Origin of the sequence: Pseudolysinimonas kribbensis (genome assembly GCF_039531715.1) — a bacterium.
Classification (GTDB): domain Bacteria; phylum Actinomycetota; class Actinomycetes; order Actinomycetales; family Microbacteriaceae; genus Pseudolysinimonas; species Pseudolysinimonas kribbensis.
Window position 1 is genome coordinate 538,741 of record NZ_BAAAQO010000003.1, and the last position, 14,820, is coordinate 553,560.

Annotated in this window: 16 protein-coding genes and 1 other RNA gene; 8 read left to right on the forward strand and 9 right to left on the reverse strand. The window is 71.3% G+C overall.

Annotation, left to right across the window (positions count from 1 at the left end; genetic code table 11):
- Positions 1-33: 33 nt before the first annotated feature.
- Genes ABD285_RS09210 through ABD285_RS09220 form a run of 3 tightly spaced genes read left to right on the forward strand, consistent with a single transcriptional unit; the run spans position 34 to position 1,308 of the window.
- Entirely contained in the window at positions 34-417 is a 384-nt protein-coding gene (locus tag ABD285_RS09210) for a TadE/TadG family type IV pilus assembly protein (RefSeq protein WP_284252736.1), read from the forward strand.
- Entirely contained in the window at positions 392-856 is a 465-nt protein-coding gene (locus ABD285_RS09215; RefSeq protein WP_344202112.1) for a hypothetical protein, read from the forward strand. The genes ABD285_RS09210 and ABD285_RS09215 overlap by 26 nt, the downstream gene beginning before the upstream one ends.
- On the forward strand, positions 853-1,308 hold the full coding sequence (locus ABD285_RS09220) for a pilus assembly protein TadG-related protein (protein ID WP_284252734.1): 456 nt from the start codon (positions 853-855) through the stop codon (positions 1,306-1,308). Before ABD285_RS09215 ends, ABD285_RS09220 begins: the two co-directional genes overlap by 4 nt.
- 26 nt (positions 1,309-1,334) lie before the next feature.
- Here the strand turns inward: ABD285_RS09220 and ABD285_RS09225 are convergent, their stop codons facing one another.
- The 4 genes from ABD285_RS09225 to ABD285_RS09240 form a co-directional block, all read right to left on the reverse strand.
- A complete protein-coding gene (locus tag ABD285_RS09225) occupies positions 1,335-1,757 on the reverse strand; it encodes a GlcG/HbpS family heme-binding protein (RefSeq protein WP_344202117.1) in 423 nt (140 codons plus the stop codon).
- Positions 1,758-1,786: 29 nt separating this feature from the next.
- Positions 1,787-3,964, reverse strand: coding sequence for a malate synthase G (locus ABD285_RS09230; RefSeq protein WP_284252730.1), 2,178 nt, complete (start codon positions 3,962-3,964; stop codon positions 1,787-1,789).
- Positions 3,961-5,343: an FAD-binding oxidoreductase gene (locus tag ABD285_RS09235; protein ID WP_344202122.1), complete on the reverse strand. Its 1,383-nt coding sequence runs from the start codon at positions 5,341-5,343 to the stop codon at positions 3,961-3,963. Before ABD285_RS09235 ends, ABD285_RS09230 begins: the two co-directional genes overlap by 4 nt.
- A 96-nt stretch (positions 5,344-5,439) precedes the next feature.
- A complete protein-coding gene (locus ABD285_RS09240; protein ID WP_284252728.1) occupies positions 5,440-6,741 on the reverse strand; it encodes an MFS transporter in 1,302 nt (433 codons plus the stop codon).
- Positions 6,742-6,821: 80 nt separating this feature from the next.
- On the opposite strand from ABD285_RS09240, the gene prfB reads away from it, so the two are divergent.
- Positions 6,822-7,928, forward strand: coding sequence for a peptide chain release factor 2 (gene prfB, locus ABD285_RS09245; protein ID WP_344202125.1), 1,107 nt, complete (start codon positions 6,822-6,824; stop codon positions 7,926-7,928).
- Here prfB and ABD285_RS09250 read toward each other — a convergent pair.
- The 3 genes from ABD285_RS09250 to ABD285_RS09260 are packed head-to-tail and all read right to left on the reverse strand — an operon-like array spanning position 7,925 to position 9,146.
- Positions 7,925-8,296 (reverse strand): DUF2255 family protein, encoded by a 372-nt coding sequence (locus tag ABD285_RS09250; RefSeq protein ID WP_284252725.1) that lies wholly within the window; start codon positions 8,294-8,296, stop codon positions 7,925-7,927. The two genes, prfB and ABD285_RS09250, sit on opposite strands and share 4 nt — an antisense overlap.
- Positions 8,297-8,331: 35 nt before the next feature.
- Positions 8,332-8,754 carry a MarR family winged helix-turn-helix transcriptional regulator gene (locus tag ABD285_RS09255; RefSeq protein WP_284252723.1) on the reverse strand — a complete coding sequence of 141 codons (423 nt, stop codon included), beginning with the start codon at positions 8,752-8,754 and terminating at the stop codon, positions 8,332-8,334.
- The gene (locus ABD285_RS09260; RefSeq protein ID WP_284252721.1) at positions 8,751-9,146 is read right to left on the reverse strand and encodes a DUF2255 family protein; all 396 of its coding nucleotides are present in this window, start codon (positions 9,144-9,146) and stop codon (positions 8,751-8,753) included. Before ABD285_RS09260 ends, ABD285_RS09255 begins: the two co-directional genes overlap by 4 nt.
- Before the next feature lie 84 nt (positions 9,147-9,230).
- On the opposite strand from ABD285_RS09260, the gene ftsE reads away from it, so the two are divergent.
- The 3 genes from ftsE to smpB are packed head-to-tail and all read left to right on the forward strand — an operon-like array spanning position 9,231 to position 11,759.
- Complete coding sequence (gene ftsE / locus ABD285_RS09265) at positions 9,231-10,313, forward strand: cell division ATP-binding protein FtsE (protein WP_344202131.1); 1,083 nt, start codon at positions 9,231-9,233, stop codon at positions 10,311-10,313.
- Positions 10,310-11,227, forward strand: coding sequence for a permease-like cell division protein FtsX (ftsX, locus tag ABD285_RS09270; protein ID WP_344202133.1), 918 nt, complete (start codon positions 10,310-10,312; stop codon positions 11,225-11,227). The genes ftsE and ftsX overlap by 4 nt, the downstream gene beginning before the upstream one ends.
- A gap of 52 nt (positions 11,228-11,279) precedes the next feature.
- Positions 11,280-11,759, forward strand: coding sequence for an SsrA-binding protein SmpB (smpB, locus tag ABD285_RS09275; RefSeq protein WP_344202136.1), 480 nt, complete (start codon positions 11,280-11,282; stop codon positions 11,757-11,759).
- An 8-nt stretch (positions 11,760-11,767) separates the two neighbouring features.
- On the opposite strand, the gene ABD285_RS09280 is transcribed toward smpB, so the two are convergent.
- Positions 11,768-13,084 carry an HNH endonuclease signature motif containing protein gene (locus tag ABD285_RS09280; RefSeq protein ID WP_284252719.1) on the reverse strand — a complete coding sequence of 439 codons (1,317 nt, stop codon included), beginning with the start codon at positions 13,082-13,084 and terminating at the stop codon, positions 11,768-11,770.
- A gap of 97 nt (positions 13,085-13,181) precedes the next feature.
- Complete coding sequence (locus tag ABD285_RS09285; RefSeq protein ID WP_344202139.1) at positions 13,182-14,246, reverse strand: tartrate dehydrogenase; 1,065 nt, start codon at positions 14,244-14,246, stop codon at positions 13,182-13,184.
- 177 nt (positions 14,247-14,423) lie between these two features.
- On the opposite strand from ABD285_RS09285, the gene ssrA reads away from it, so the two are divergent.
- Positions 14,424-14,798: a transfer-messenger RNA gene (gene ssrA / locus ABD285_RS09290) on the forward strand.
- Positions 14,799-14,820: the final 22 nt, after the last annotated feature.

Genomic DNA, 14,820 nt, shown 5'->3' on the forward strand with positions numbered 1-14,820 from the left:
CCAGGCGGCGCTCGCGCGTGTCACCGGATTCTGATGCGGACCGCGCGGGATGCGGGATCGGCGCCCGCGGAATTCGTGATGGTCGCGGCTCTGCTCACCGTGCTCACCCTCGGGGTGCTGCAGCTCGGCGTCGCGTTGCTGGTGCGCAACACGGCGCTCGACGCGGCCGCGGAGGGCGCGAGGTTCGGGGCGCTCGCCGACAACCGGCCGGCGGACGGGGCCGTGCGCACCCGCGAGCTCATCTCCATGGCGATCGGAGGCGAGTACGCGCGCGACGTGCGCGTGACGACCGGGGAGTGGCGCGGGCATCCGGCGGTCACGGTCACCGTGCGCACGACGCTGCCGGTGCTCGGCCTGCTCGGCATCGGCGAGGGGCTGGAGGTCGCGGGGCATGCGGCGCGCGAGACGCTGGGCTGAGCGCCCGCACGGCGACGCCGGGTCGGCGTCGATCGAATTCCTCACGGTCGGGCTGCTGCTGCTCGTGCCGCTGGTGTATCTCGTGATCGCGCTCGCCGCGGTGCAGGGCGCGGCGCTCGGGGTGGAGGGGGCGGCGCGCCAGGCCTCGCGCGTCTTCGTCCAGTCGCCGGACGAGGCTTCCGCCGAGGCGGCGGCCGGTACGGCGATCGCCGTCACGCTCGGCGACTACGGGCTGGATGCCGACGACGCCCGCGTCCGGATCACCTGCACGCCGCATCCCGGCCGCTGCCTCACGCGTCGCGGCTTCGTCACCGTACGGATCGACGCGTCCGTCGCGCTGCCGCTCATTCCGCCCGCGCTCGGGACGGTGCTGCCACTGCAGATCCCGGTCGCGGCGACTGCGACCGAGCAGGTGTCGCGATTCTGGGGCGCCGGATGAGGCGGCACGCACTCGCCACGCGCCGCGCCCATCACGACGACGGGTCGACCCTGCCGTTGATCCTCGTCTTCGGGCTGGTCGCCCTCGTCTTCGTGCTGGTCGTGGCGGCGGCGACCGGCCTCTACCTCGACCGCAAGCGGCTCTACACCCTCGCCGACGGCGCGGCTCTCGTCGGCGCCGAGTCGTTCCGGCTCGACGAGGTGCACCGGATCGCCGGCGGATTCCGCCCCGACCTGACCCCGGACCAGGTGCGGGCGTCGGTCGCCGCCTATCTCGCGGCCGAGCCGTCCGACGAGTTCCGCGACCTGCGCCTCGAGCGGGCGACGACGCCCGACGGGAGGAGCGCTGTGGTCACCCTGTCGGCGACGTGGCAGCCGCCGGTGCCGATCCCGTTCGTGCCGGACGGCATCCGGATCCGGACGACCGCGACGGCACGCGCGGTGCTGCGGTGAGCCGCGAGCGCCCGCCGCTGAGTACGTCAGTCGACGGGGTCGGCACCGATCGCGGCGAGCACGGCGCGAGCGATCTCGGCATCCTGATCGGGAGTGCCGCCGGCCACCCCGAACCCCCCGACGAACCGGCCGTCGAAGCGCAGTGGCAGTCCGCCCTTGATGTTCGTGAGCAGGTTGCCCGATCCGGCCGGGAGGATCGCGGCGAGCGGGTCCGGCATCCAGCCGCTCGCACGTCGCGTCGACGCCGAGGTCTGCGCCTTGCGGCGGCCGGTCTCCGCGCTGTGCGGCGTCGTGCCGTCGGCGCGCGCGTAGGCGACGAGCGCCATCGCCGGGTCGGCGACGGCGACCGCGACCGGCAGCCCGGCCCGGGCGCCCTCCTCGATCGCGAGCGCGACGATGTGCAGCGCGAGCTCGTGGCTCACGGCGCTGGTCTGGATGTACTGCTGCATGTCTTCCTCTCGTCCCGGTGCGATCGGGATCAGCCGCGTGCCTTCGCCTCGCGGCGTCGGCGGTGCAGGATCGGCTCGGTGTAGCCGTTGGGCTGCCGGGCGCCCTCGAAGATGAGGTCGCAGGCGGCCTGGAACGCGATCCCGTCGAACGCCGGCGCCATCGGGCGGTAGTCCGGATCGCCGGCGTTCTGCTCGTCGACGACCGCGGCCATGCGCGCGAGCGACTCCCGCACCTGCTGTTCCGAGACGATGTCGTGTCGCAGCCAGTTCGCGAGCAGCTGGCTCGAGATGCGCAGCGTCGCACGGTCCTCCATGAGGGCGACGTCGTGGATGTCCGGCACCTTCGAGCAGCCGATCCCCTGATCGATCCAGCGCACGACGTAGCCGAGGAGCGACTGCACGTTGTTGTCGACCTCCTCCTGCCGCGCCGCCGCGTCCCACGACGACGGGTCGCCGAGCGGGATCGTCAGCAGCTGATCGAGGGTGCCGCGCCGGTGGCCGGCGAGCTCCTGCTGGCGGGCGCGCACATCGACGCGCAGATAATGCAGCGCGTGCAGCGTCGCGGCGGTGGGCGAGGGCACCCAGGCCGTGGACGCGCCGGCGCGCGGGTGGCCGATCTTCTGCTCGAGCATGTCGGCCATCAGATCGGGCATCGCCCACATCCCCTTGCCGATCTGCGCATGACCCGGCAACCCCGTCTCGAGGCCGATGTCGACGTTCTGATCCTCGTAGGCGAGAATCCACGGCTGGGCCTTGAGCTCGGCCTTGCGCACGATCGCCCCGGCCTCCATCGAGGTGTGGATCTCATCGCCCGAGCGGTCGAGGAACCCCGTGTTGATGAAGACCAGCCGGTCGGTCGCCTCGGCGATGCAGGCCTTCAGGTTGACCGAGGTGCGCCGCTCCTCGTCCATCAGGCCGAGCTTGAGCGTGCGGGCGGGCAGTCCGAGCAGCCGCTCGACGCGGGCGAAGAGATCGACCGTGAAGGCGACCTCGGCGGGGCCGTGCTGTTTCGGCTTGACGATGTAGACGGAACCCGCGGTGCCGTTGCGCTTCGGGTTCGCGGCGTCGATGCCGGGCAGCGCGCAGAGCGCCGTCAGGATCGCGTCGAGGATGCCCTCGCCGATCTCGGCGTCATCCGGTCCCCACCGGACCGCGTCGCTCGTCATGAGATGCCCGCTGTCGCGCACGAAGAGGAGGGAGCGCCCGGGCAGGGTGAACGGCGAGCCGTCCGGCGCGGTGTAGGCGCGATCCTCGGCGAGACGCCGGGTGATCGTGCGGCCGCCCTTGTCGAACGTGTCCTCGAGGTCGCCGCGATTCAGCCCCAGCCAGTTGCGGTACGCGAGCACCTTGTCGGCGGCGTCGACGACGGCGACCGAGTCCTCGAAGTCGATGATCGTGGTGAGCGCCGCCTCGGCGAGCACGTCGCTCAACCCGGCGGCGTCCTCCGCGCCGATCGGCGAGGCCGGGTCGAACTGCAGCTCCCAGTGGATGCCGTGACGCCGCAGCAGCACGGCATCCGGCCGCGCCGGGTCTCCCCGCCACCCGGCGAACCCATCGGCCGCGGCGAGCGCGCCCGGCCCGGCCGGAAGCGCGACCACGAGCCTTCCGTCGACCACCGTGTACCCGGTCGCGTCCCCGTGCGACCCGCTCACGAGCGGGAAGAGCTCGTCGAGCAGGCGCCGCACCTCGACGATCACCTGCGCCCCGCGTTCGCGGTCGTAGCCGCCGAGCGCGGCACGACCCGGCAGCGCGTCGGTGCCGTACAGCGCGTCGTACAGCGAACCCCAGCGCGCGTTCGCGGCGTTGAGCGCGTAGCGCGCGTTGGTCACGGGCACCACGAGCTGCGGCCCGGCGAGCTCGGCGATCTCCGGGTCGACGCCGTCGGTCGTGACGGTGACCTCGGCGGGCTCGGGCACGAGGTAGCCGATCTCCGTCAGGTGCGCACGGTAGGCCTCGGCATCCCAGGGCGTTCCGGTGTGCGCGCGGTACCAGCCGTCGAGGTCGGCCTGCAGCCGGTCGCGCTCGGCGAGCAGGGCGCGATTGCGCGGCATGAGCTCGGTGACGATCGACTCCACTCCCGCCCAGAAGGTCGCCTCGTCGAGGCTCGCGCCGGCCAGCGCCTCCTCCCGCACGAAGTCGTGCAGCTCGCGCGCGATGCGCAGGCCTCCCACGCTGACGCGGTCGGTGCCGGTGGCGGTGTCGGTCATGCGTGGTGCTCCTCGTAGATGCTGCCGGGGTTCAGGATGCCGTCGGGGTCGAGCGCCCGTTTGATGCGTTGCCCCAGGTCGAGTGCGTCGGGTCCGATCTGGTCGACGAGCCAGGGGCGCTTGAGCTTGCCGACGCCGTGCTCGCCCGTGATCGTGCCGCCGAGCGAGATCGCGAGCGTCATGATCTCGCCGTAGGCGCGGTTCGCCCGCGCCCCCTCCGCGGGGTCGTCGGGGTCGAACACCACGAGCGGGTGGGTGTTGCCGTCGCCCGCGTGCGCGATGAACGCGATCGTCACGTCGTTGGCGCGGGCGATCGCCTCGACGCCGTGGATGAGTTCGGGCAGTCGCGGGATGGCGACGCCGACGTCCTCGAGCAGCAGCCGGCCCTTCGCCTCCACCGCCGGGATCGCCGCACGGCGCGCGCTCGCGAGCCGCTCGCCGCGCTCCGGGGTGGTCTCCTCGACCGAGATCGGGTCGTGCGCGCGCAGGATGGCGAGGATCGTGGTCAGCTCGCGGGCATCCGGACCGGCGTCGTCGGTGCCGGCGAGCACGAAGCCCGCCGCCTCGCGGTTCAGGCCGAGCGCGAGCTGGTCCTCGACGGCGTTCACCGCCGCGCGGTCCATGTACTCGAGCATGCTCGGGCGCACGGCGGCGGCGATCTCGGCGATCGCCTCCGCCGCATCCTCGGTGCTGCGGAACCACGCGGCGACGGTGCGATGCGTCGGCGGCGTCGGCAGCAGGCGCAGCGTGACCTCGGTCACGATGCCGAGCGTGCCCTCGCTGCCCACGAACAGCTGCAGCAGCGACAGGCCGGCGACGTCCTTGACGAGGCCGCGGCCGAGTCGCACCGCGCGCCCGTCGGCGAGCACGACCTCGAGTCCGAGCACGTAGTCGGCGGTGACGCCGTACTTGACGCAGCACAGGCCTCCGGCGTTCGTCGCGATGTTGCCGCCGATGGAGCAGATCTCGAAGGATGCCGGATCCGGCGGGTACCAGAGCCCGCGCTCGGCGACGGCGGCCTTCAGCTCCGCGTTGAGCAGACCCGGCTGCACGACCACGGTGCGGGTGCGCTCGTCGATCTCGATCGCGCGCATGCGCTCGGTGCCGATCACGAGGCATCCGTCGAGCGCGGTCGAGCCGCCGGACAGGCCGGTGCCGGCGCCGCGCGGCACGATCGGCACGCGATGCTCGGCGGCCCAGCGCACGGCGGCCTGCACCTCGGCGGTGGTGCGCGGGAGCACGACGGCCAGCGGCGTGCCGGCGTCCGGATCGAGCGCGCGGTCGCGGCGGTACGGCTCGAGCTGCGGGGCCTCGGTGAGCACGGCATCGAGCGGAAGCGCTTCGCGCAGCTTCGGGAGATCTGCCGACCCGACCGCCATCGCGTTCCCTCGATTCCACTATGCGGAATTTACTTTCCACAATCTAATCGAGAGTATCCCGTGCACGGGCCCCGCGCACAACGCGACGCGGCAGGCTCACGCCTCCTCGGCCGGCGCCGATCCCCGCGGCGGCCCCGGTGCGGGCCCGCGCGGGGTCCCCCGCGTCGAGGCCTGCGGATGCACGCGGGGCAGAAACACCCGCATCATCACGCCCCCGACGAGCCCGACCACCCCGAGCAGCGCGACCGCGATCGGGAGCCCGAAGACCGCCGTCACCGCCGAGATGGCCAGCGGCGTCGCCGCGCCGCCGGTGTCGCTGGTGAACCGCCATGCGCCGAGGAACGGGGCCGGATCCCTCGGGTCGGCGAGGTCCGCGCCGAGCGTCATCATGATCCCCGCCCCGAGTCCGTTCGCGACGGACAGCAGCAGCGCGACGCCGATGTACCACAGCTCGCTCCCCGGCAGGTCGTGCGTGAGCGACAGCAGCACGAAACCCGCGCCGAGCCCGAACGAGACCGGCAGGGCGACCCAGAGGCGGCCGAACCGATCCATGATCGATCCGCCGAGGTAGAACAGGAGGAAGTCGACGACGTTGGCGGTGCCGATGACGACGGCGGTCGTCGTCTCGTCGAGTCCGATGCTGACCGCCCAGAGCGGGATCACCACCTGCCGGCCGGTGCGCAGGCCCGTGATGGTCGACACGGCGACGCCGAGGGTGAGCAGCGTGCGGCGGCGGCTGCGCAGCATCCGGAACAGCCCTCGGGCCTCGCGCTCCACCTCGCGCTCGCCGCGGGTCTCCCGCCCGCCCGCGCGCATCTGGGCCTCGGGATCGCGCAGGACGATCAGGCACACCGCCGCCGCCAGGCAGCCGACCACCTGGATCCAGAACGACGCGGCCGGGTCGTGGGTCAGCTGCAGCAGCCCGGCCGTGAGGAACGGACCGACCAGGTAGCCGAGCCGCTGGCTGCCGCCGATCGTCGAGAGCGCCCGTGCCCGGTACTTCGGCGGCACGAACGTCGTCATGAAGGCGTGGCGCGCGAGCAGGAACACCGCGGTGGCGAGTCCGATGACGAAGATCCCCGCGCCGAGCACCCAGGGGTTGGGGGCGAAGTAGCAGGTGATCAGGCCCAGCACCGCCAGCACCGACGCGCCGATCATCGCGTTGCGTTCGCCGATGTGCGCGATCACCTGCCCGCTCGGGATATCGCCGACGAGCTGGCCGACGAGCAGCATCGTCGAGATGAGGCCGGCGATCGCGAGCGAGGCGCCGAGGCTGTGGGAGACGACCGGGATGATCGGCAGGATCGCGCCCTCACCGGTCGAGAACAGCGTGCTCGGCAGAACCGCGACCAGGATCACCGCGCTCCACCGGAACCGGGACTCGGGGGAGCTGCTCATCGCTCTCGTCACCCTACGCGCGACCCGGGGGTCCTCCGGCCAGGGCCTGTGACCGGGGCGCCGGTAGGGTTGACCCCGCCATGATCGAGCTCGACCTCAGCGACCGGATCGGCGCCCTGCGCCAGACCTTCTCCGACATCCGCGCGGTCGTCGGCGTCGACAGGCTCGAACGGCAGATCGCGGAGCTCAACGAGCAGGCCGGCGCCCCGGATCTCTGGGACGACCCGGAGAACGCGCAGAAGGTCACGAGCGCGCTGAGCCATCGGCAGTCCGAGCTCGCCCGCATCATGTCGGTCGAGCGTCGGCTCGACGACCTCGAGGTGCTCGTGCAGCTCGCGAACGAGGCCGAGGACGAGGACAGCGCGACCGAGGCCAAGCAGGAGCTCGCGTCCCTGGAGCAGACGATCGGCGACCTCGAGATCCAGACCCTTCTCGACGGCGAGTACGACGAGCGCGGCGCCGTCGTCACGATCCGCTCCGGCGCCGGCGGCGACGACGCCACCGACTTCGCCGAGATGCTCATGCGCATGTACCTGCGCTGGGCGGAGAAGCACAAGTACCCGGTCAAGGTGCTCGACACCTCGTACGCCGAGGGCGCGGGCATCAAGTCGGCGACGTTCGAGATCGACGCGCCCTACGCCTTCGGCACCCTGAGCGTCGAGGCCGGGACGCACCGCCTCGCGCGCATCAGTCCCTTCGGCTCCGCCGACAAGCGCCAGACGAGCTTCGCCGCGGTCGAGGTGATCCCGGTGATGGAGGAGGCGCAGGAGGTCGAGGTGCCGGAGGGCGATATCCGCGTCGACGTCTTCCGCTCGTCCGGCCCTGGGGGGCAGAGCGTGAACACGACCGACTCGGCGGTGCGCATCACGCACATCCCGACCGGGATCGTCGTGTCGATGCAGAACGAGAAGTCGCAGATCCAGAACCGCGCGGTCGCGATGCGCGTGCTCCAGACCCGCCTCATGCTGCTGCAGCGCGAGGAGGAGGCGGCCAAGAAGAAGGAGCTCGCGGGCACGATCACCGCGAGCTGGGGCGACCAGATGCGGTCCTACTTCCTGTACGGGCAGCAGCTCGTCAAGGACCTCCGCACCGGCTACGAGGTCGGCAACCCGGCGGTCGTCTTCGACGGCGAGCTCGACGGGTTCATCTCCGCCGGCATCCGGTGGCGCAAGCGCGAGGTCGACTAGAGCCGGGAATCGAGCGGCAGCAGCTCCAGCGTCGTCTCGCGGGCCGGTGACTGCGTCATCTCGATCGCGTACGGGTCGCCGTACTTGCGCAGGAACTCCGCGTCGACCGCGTCGTCGGCGTCGGTCGAGCGCACGGCGGTGACGTCCGCCTCGATCTCGATGTCCTGTCCGGAGACGTGAGCCCCGCCGCAGGCGAGCGTGTCGCGGTACCAGGCCTTGTCCGGGCCCTTCCACGAGCGCACGAACACCCGTCCGCCCGTCTCGAGCACCCAGATGAGGCGGCCCGGCGAGCTCTCGTCGGCGGGCGTGATCCGGATCTCCTGCACGTCGTGCAGCGTCGTCAGCTGCGACTGGCTCCAGGTCGTCATGCGCCCACCGTAGGCGACGCGCCCGACGCGCGGCGTCAGTCCTGCGGTGCGCGCACCGGCTCGCTGACCACCGCGATGACCGCGGCGGCGAGTTCGGACCGCTCGGGACCGGCGAACAGCTCCGCGTCGAGGGTCGAGAGGCCGGTGTCCACGCTCGTCAGCGCCCTCGATCCGGCCGCGGAGAGCGCGATGAGGGGTTCGTGCCCGGAGCCGGAGGCCGCCTGCTTGACGAGGCCGGCGTCCGTCAGCGAACGCAGCAGCACGCGCAGGTCGTCGACGGTGGTCCGCTGCCGGCGCGCCAGTTCGCTCGTGGACAGCCCGGGCACCTCGCCGAGGTCGCGCAGGATGCCGTACTTGCGCAGCGTCAGGCCGTGCGGCTCGAGCACGCGGGCGACCGCGAGCTCGACGTCGCGGGCGACCCGCAGCAGATCGATCGCGGGATGCGACGGTCCGGTCACGCCGGCACGATGCGCAGCGTCGTCGGCAGCGACTCGGCCGAGACGACCGGGTCGACGTCCTCCCGCGGATGCCGGCCGTCGTACTTGGCCTCGAACGCATCCGAGACCGCACCCGCGAGCGCCGGGTCGGCCGGCTCGAACAGCACATCGCGATCCACCGCCGTGCCGATCCGGACGTGGCCGGCGCCGGCTTCGTGCGCGCGCCGGTTCCAGCCCGTCTCGGGGCCGTGCGCGGCGCGCACGAACATGTCGTCGCCGACCCGCACCATCCAGATGATCACCTCGCGTCGCAGGGATCCGTCGACGCGGCGCGAGGCGATGCGCAGCTCGTCCTCGGTGTCGATCTCGGTCAGCTCGGCGGGGGACCAGGTTCCAGCGGCGGCAGAAGGCATGCGCTCACGCTAATCCTGCAAGAACCGACCCGCCGAGTGTCGCAACCCTGTGCGCCGCGCTCGGGTGCCTAGCCTGGCGGCGCCATGATTCGTTTCGATCAGGTCACCAAGACCTACGCCGGGACGTCGCGGCCGGCCCTCGACGGGGTGACCCTCGAGGTGTTGAAGGGGGAATTCGTCTTCCTGGTCGGCGCGTCGGGATCCGGGAAGTCCAGCTTCCTCCGCCTCGTGCTGAAGGAGGAACGGCCCACGCGCGGACAGATCCACGTGCTCGGACAGCAGCTGAACACGCTGCCGAACCGCAAGGTGCCCTACTTCCGGCGCAATCTCGGCGTCGTGTTCCAGGATTTCCGCCTGCTGCCCACCAAGACGGTGTTCGACAACGTGGCCTTCACGCTGCAGGTGATCGGCAAGAGCCGGGGCTTCATCCAGGAGGCCGTGCCCGACGTGCTCAAGATGGTGGGCCTCGCCGGCAAGCAGACCCGCTTCCCGCACGAGCTCTCCGGCGGTGAGCAGCAGCGCGTCGCGATCGCCCGTGCGATCGTCAACAAGCCGGCGATCCTGCTCGCGGATGAGCCGACGGGCAACCTCGACCCCGCGACGAGCATGGGCATCATGACGCTGCTCGCGACGATCAACGCGAACGGCACCACCGTGCTGATGGCCACGCACGACTCGTCGATCGTCGATCAGATGAAGCGCCGCGTCATCGAGCTCGTGAGCGGGCACATCGTGCGCGACGAGCGCGCCGGCGGATACCAGACCCAGGCCGTGCCGGTGCAGGAGTTCGCGCTCGCGGAGAGCCTCGGTCCGCGCGGACCGTCGGCGGCGACCGGTCTCATGCCGACCGTCGCGGTGGATGCCGAGGTCGACAGCGGGGTGGCGGCCGCCGCGCCGGCGGCGCTCGCACCCGAGCCGGTGGCGGAGCGCGTCGCGTCTCCGGATCGGTCCTCTGAGGGTTCCGAGACGCGTCCGGCTGCGCCGGTCGCTCCTCGACCCGCAGAGCCTGACCCCGCCCCGCAGACGCCGGCACCCCCGGCGACTCGACCTGCTCCTGCCGTTCAGCAGGCGGCGATGCCGGTCCGCCGGCCGCAGCAGCCCGAGCCGGATGCCGCCCCGCCGCCCCTCGTGGATCCGCTCGCGGCCGAGCGGGAGCGCAGCGCATGAGGCTCGGGCTCGTCCTGGGTGAGGTCGGCAGCGGATTCCGCCGCAACCTCTCGATGGTGGTCTCCGTCATCCTCGTCACGTTCATCTCGCTGACCTTCTTCGGCGCCGCGATCCTGCTGCAGTTCCAGATCGCCCAGACCAAGGGGTACTGGTACGACCGCGCGCAGGTGACCGTGTACTTCTGCACCGACGTCGACCAGGCGGCCAAGTGCGCTCTCACCGAGGCCAGCAAGGACCAGATCGACGCGGTCGGCGCGCAGCTGACCGGCCCGACGCTCAAGCCGTACATCAAGCACGCGTACTTCCAGACGCACAAGCAGGAGTACGACAACTTCCAGCAGCAGTTCAAGGGGATGCCGGCCGCCCAACTCGCGACACCGGACCTGCTGCCCGAGACCTATCGCATCAATCTGAAGGACCCGGATCAGTCCGAGGTGGTGATCGACCAGATCAAGGGGATGCCGGGGGTGGAGTCCGTCGCGGACCAGCGATCTCTGCTCGAACCGATCTTCGCGATCATGAACGCGGGCAGTCTGACCGCGATCGGGATCGCCGCCCTCATGCTCGTCGCCGCCGTCCTGCTCATCTCGACGACGATCCGGTTGAGCGCGTTCTCGCGCCGGCGGGAGCTGGGCATCATGCGCCTGGTCGGGGCGTCGAACCGCTTCATCCAGACGCCGTTCATCCTGGAGGGGGTGCTCGCGGCGCTCATCGGCGCGGTGCTCGCCGCGGGGGCCGTGATCGCGATCGTGCAGTTCTTCGTGCAGGGGTACCTCGCGCCGGCCATCCCGGGCTTCACCATCAGCGTCGGACTCGGCGACGCGCTGCTGGTCGCGCCGATCCTGATCGTGGTCGGGGCGCTGCTCGCGGCATTCTCGGCCTCCGTCGCGATCCGTCGCTACCTCAAGGTCTAGCCGCGCCTCGGGCTAGGATGGTGGGCTCGCCCATCGTCGAGGAGGTGCAGTCATGGCGAAGAAGGATCGCGGCAACGGCGTGGTCGCGACGAATCGTCGCGCGCGCCACGACTACCTCATCGAGGACACCTACGAGGCCGGCATCGTGCTCACCGGCACCGAGGTGAAGTCGCTGCGGCAGGGCCGCGCGTCGCTCGTGGACGGCTACGCGTTCATCGACGGTGGCGAGGCGTGGCTGGATTCGGTGCACATCCCGGAGTACACCGAGGGCACCTGGACCAACCACACCCCCCGCCGCAAGCGCAAGCTGCTGCTGCACAAGCAGCAGATCATCAAGATCAGCCAGAAGACCGCCCAGGGCGGCTACACGCTCGTGCCGCTGCAGATCTACTTCAGCGACGGCCGGGCGAAGGTCGAGATCGCGGTCGCGAAGGGCAAGCGCGAGTACGACAAGCGCCAGGCGCTGCGAGAGCGCCAGGACCGCCGCGAGGCGGAGCGCGCGATGTCGTCGCGCGCGCATCTGGGGGAGTAGCGCTCGCCTCACCCGGCGGCGAGAAACTCCCGAACGGCGCGCGACTTCGTCTCGAGCATCGCGCCGGTCCTGCCAGAGCCCGGCGGCGGGTTCAGCCAGTACCGTCCCGCTCTGCGGGTGATGCTCCATCCCTCGTCGTGCAATCGCAGATGATGGTGGCGACACAGGCTGATGCCGTCGGCGAGGTCGGTGCGCCCGCCGTCGGCCCATCGCCGGATGTGATGGGCCTCCGTCCAGGAAGGCGGCCGATCGCAGCCGGGCCACATGCACCCGCCGTCGCGCACTGAGAGGGCGCGGCGCTGGGCACGGCTGAACAGCCGGTTCTTGCGACCGAGGTCGAGCACCCGGCCGGCGCCGTCGAGGATGATCGGGACGACGCCACCCGCGCACGCCAGGCGCCGCACGGTGGGCAGCGCCACGGTCTCTCCGCCCTCCAGGACGCCGTGCCCATGCCCCGTGGTCAGAGCGTCGCCCGAGACCAGGACGCGCACCGCGGGCTCCTCGCCCCCGAGCAGGACCTGCTGGTCGATCGATCCGGCTTGGCGCAACAGCTCGGTGAAGGCGTCGGAGGCGAGCTGCTCGGTGCTGCGGTCGTCGTCGGCGAGTCGCGTCGCCCGCTCGCGCGCCGCCGGATCGACGAAGCGGGGACCGCCGCGGCGCGGTGAGGTCGCGCGATCGTAGACGCTCGTCACGATCGCCGCGGACTCCGGATCGAGCAGCCACGCGATCCGGGTCATGCCGTCGGGCTGCTTCACGAGCCGCAGCGATCGTGCGCCGCGTCGCGCCTTCTCGCGGTCGCCGATCCCGGCCTCGTCGAGCTCATCGCGGAGCTCCCGCGCACGACGTTGCAGCCGGTCAGGGTCCAGCGAGGTGGCCTCGTCGCAGAGCCGAGCGGCCGCCTGGTCCAGCACGTCTGCCGGGAGGTCGCCCGGAAATCCCAGACCGGCCCGGATCGCGTCGGCGGCGGGGACGGCCACCCGACCGCTGCGCAATGCATCCCCGAGGACGCCGTCGAGCAGCCCGACCCGCACATTCGTCGCCGCATCGCGGCCGGTGACCCCGGTCTCCGCCTTCAGGAACTCCTCCACCGTGCGGTGGCCGGCGCGCTGGGCGAAGCCGGTGAGCCCGAGCTCAGGTCGTGAGCGGCGGGCGACTTCGCCGGCGCCGAGCGCGGCGTGACGCTGCACTGCCGACTGGAGCCGAGCGGTGGCCGCAATCAGCTCTCTGAGGTCGGCATCTGACGTCTGTGGCCACGCCGAGGTCGGCGCGCCCTCGACCAGCCCGAGCGCGCTGCGCATCGCGGTCAAGAGATCCGGGGCCGACATGCATCCATTGTCCAAATCGAACACACCTTCGAAAGCTGGAACGCTCATTCTGTGGAGAAGATGCGGCCCGGCCAGGTGGGGAGGGAGGGGAGAGCGCTCAGCCCAGCTCCCCGAACCGCGCCGCCACCGCGTCCGCGAACTCCGTCGTGGAGGCCGTCCCCCCGATGTCCGGCGTCGCGATCCCATCACGCAGGCATCCCTCGAACGCCGCGACGACCTCGTCGGCCGCCGCCTGCTCGCCGAGGTGCTCGAGCATCATCGCGCCCGCCCAGAGCTGGCCGATGGGGTCGGCGAGTCCCTGGCCGGCGATGTCGGGCGCCGAGCCGTGCACCGGCTCGAACATCGACGGATGGCGGCGCTCGGGGTTGAGGTTGGCGCTGGGCGCGACGCCGATCGATCCGGCCAGCGCGCCCGCGAGATCCGAGAGGATGTCGCCGAACAGGTTCGACGCCACGATCACGTCGAACGAGGCCGGCGCGAGCACGAGCTTGGCCGCGAGCGCGTCGATGAGCACCTTCTCGAGCGTGACATCCGGATGCCGCTGCATGACTTCCGCGACGACCTCGTCCCAGAACGGCATGGTGTGGATGATGCCGTTCGACTTGGTCGCCGAGGTCACGCGGCGGCGGCGGCTCTCGGCGAGGGTGGCGGCGTACTCGGCGGCCCGCGTGACGCCGCGGTGGCTGAAGAACGCCTCCTGCACGGCCGCGGCGTACGGCGTGCCCGGGTAGAGGCGGCCGCCGACCGACGAGTACTCGCCCTCGACGTTCTCGCGCACGATGACGAGGTCGATGTCATCGCCGCCGACCACCCTCGCCGGGATGCCCGGCAGGGTCCGCACCGGACGCAGGTTGATGTACTGGTCGAATTCGCGCCGCATCGGGATCAGCAGCCCCCAGAGCGTCTCGACGTCCGGGATGTCGGGCGCGCCGACCGCCCCGAAGAAGATCGCGTCGTGCCGGGCGAGCTGCTCGATCCCGTCGACCGGCATCATCCGGCCGTGAGCGCGGTAGTGATCCGACCCCCAGTCGTATTCGCGCTCGTCGAGAGCGAAGTCGTGGCGCTCGGCGACCAGCCGAAGGGTCTGCAAGGCGGCGGGCACCACCTCCTGCCCGATGCCGTCGCCGGCGATGACCGCGATCGAATGACGTCGAGAGCTCATTCCCCCATTCTCGTCGGCGCTTCGCCCGCCCCGCGCCGACCTGTGTGCCAGCCGGGGCCTGCTCGGCATCGGCACCGTGCTCGACTGGGCGGTGCAGGCGCTGGGGGCGTAGACTGGGAGGCTGCGCGGGCGACCGCGTGTTCACAACTCCACAGCGCGCGACACGGCCTGCCTCATGGGGATGATCGGTTTCGACATCGCCTGCGAAACTGCGAGAAGCGGGCCGAGGATGCAGGGTTATCTCGTTAACGATCTCTGCAAACAACAGGTGCCAATCTCAAGCGCACCGACGTTGCCCTCGCTGCGTAAGCAGCCCGGCATATAACGTCCGTCAGCCCGGGCTCGTCCTCGACCCGGATCCTGGCGTCATCTAGAGGACTTGCTGCGAATCTGCGTCTCAGGGATTCGCGGGACGTGAACTGAGACTGGGCTCGTCGACCTAGGTGTTCGTGACAAAGGTCGGAGCCGAGCAGAACGTCTCCACGGACTGCGCCCGGAGAAGGCGCAGAATCACAGCGATGGACGGGGGTTCAATTCCCCCCATCTCCACCCTCGGTCGTGTCGCGCGTCGTGT

Excerpts from the sequence above, each read along its gene's own strand:
- ABD285_RS09220 (WP_284252734.1), top strand. The coding sequence starts at position 853 with ATGAGGCGGCACGCACTCGCCACGCGCCGCGCCCATCACGACGACGGG.
- prfB (WP_344202125.1), top strand. The coding sequence starts at position 6,822 with ATGATCGAGCTCGACCTCAGCGACCGGATCGGCGCCCTGCGCCAGACC.
- ABD285_RS09250 (WP_284252725.1), bottom strand. The coding sequence starts at position 8,296 with ATGACGACCTGGAGCCAGTCGCAGCTGACGACGCTGCACGACGTGCAG.
- smpB (WP_344202136.1), top strand. The coding sequence starts at position 11,280 with ATGGCGAAGAAGGATCGCGGCAACGGCGTGGTCGCGACGAATCGTCGC.
- ABD285_RS09225 (WP_344202117.1), bottom strand. The coding sequence starts at position 1,757 with ATGCAGCAGTACATCCAGACCAGCGCCGTGAGCCACGAGCTCGCGCTG.
- ABD285_RS09230 (WP_284252730.1), bottom strand. The coding sequence starts at position 3,964 with ATGACCGACACCGCCACCGGCACCGACCGCGTCAGCGTGGGAGGCCTG.
- ftsE (WP_344202131.1), top strand. The coding sequence starts at position 9,231 with ATGATTCGTTTCGATCAGGTCACCAAGACCTACGCCGGGACGTCGCGG.
- ABD285_RS09210 (WP_284252736.1), top strand. The coding sequence starts at position 34 with ATGCGGACCGCGCGGGATGCGGGATCGGCGCCCGCGGAATTCGTGATG.
- ABD285_RS09235 (WP_344202122.1), bottom strand. The coding sequence starts at position 5,343 with ATGGCGGTCGGGTCGGCAGATCTCCCGAAGCTGCGCGAAGCGCTTCCG.
- ABD285_RS09285 (WP_344202139.1), bottom strand. The coding sequence starts at position 14,246 with ATGAGCTCTCGACGTCATTCGATCGCGGTCATCGCCGGCGACGGCATC.
- ABD285_RS09240 (WP_284252728.1), bottom strand. The coding sequence starts at position 6,741 with ATGAGCAGCTCCCCCGAGTCCCGGTTCCGGTGGAGCGCGGTGATCCTG.
- ABD285_RS09215 (WP_344202112.1), top strand. The coding sequence starts at position 392 with ATGCGGCGCGCGAGACGCTGGGCTGAGCGCCCGCACGGCGACGCCGGG.
- ABD285_RS09260 (WP_284252721.1), bottom strand. The coding sequence starts at position 9,146 with ATGCCTTCTGCCGCCGCTGGAACCTGGTCCCCCGCCGAGCTGACCGAG.
- ftsX (WP_344202133.1), top strand. The coding sequence starts at position 10,310 with ATGAGGCTCGGGCTCGTCCTGGGTGAGGTCGGCAGCGGATTCCGCCGC.
- ABD285_RS09280 (WP_284252719.1), bottom strand. The coding sequence starts at position 13,084 with ATGTCGGCCCCGGATCTCTTGACCGCGATGCGCAGCGCGCTCGGGCTG.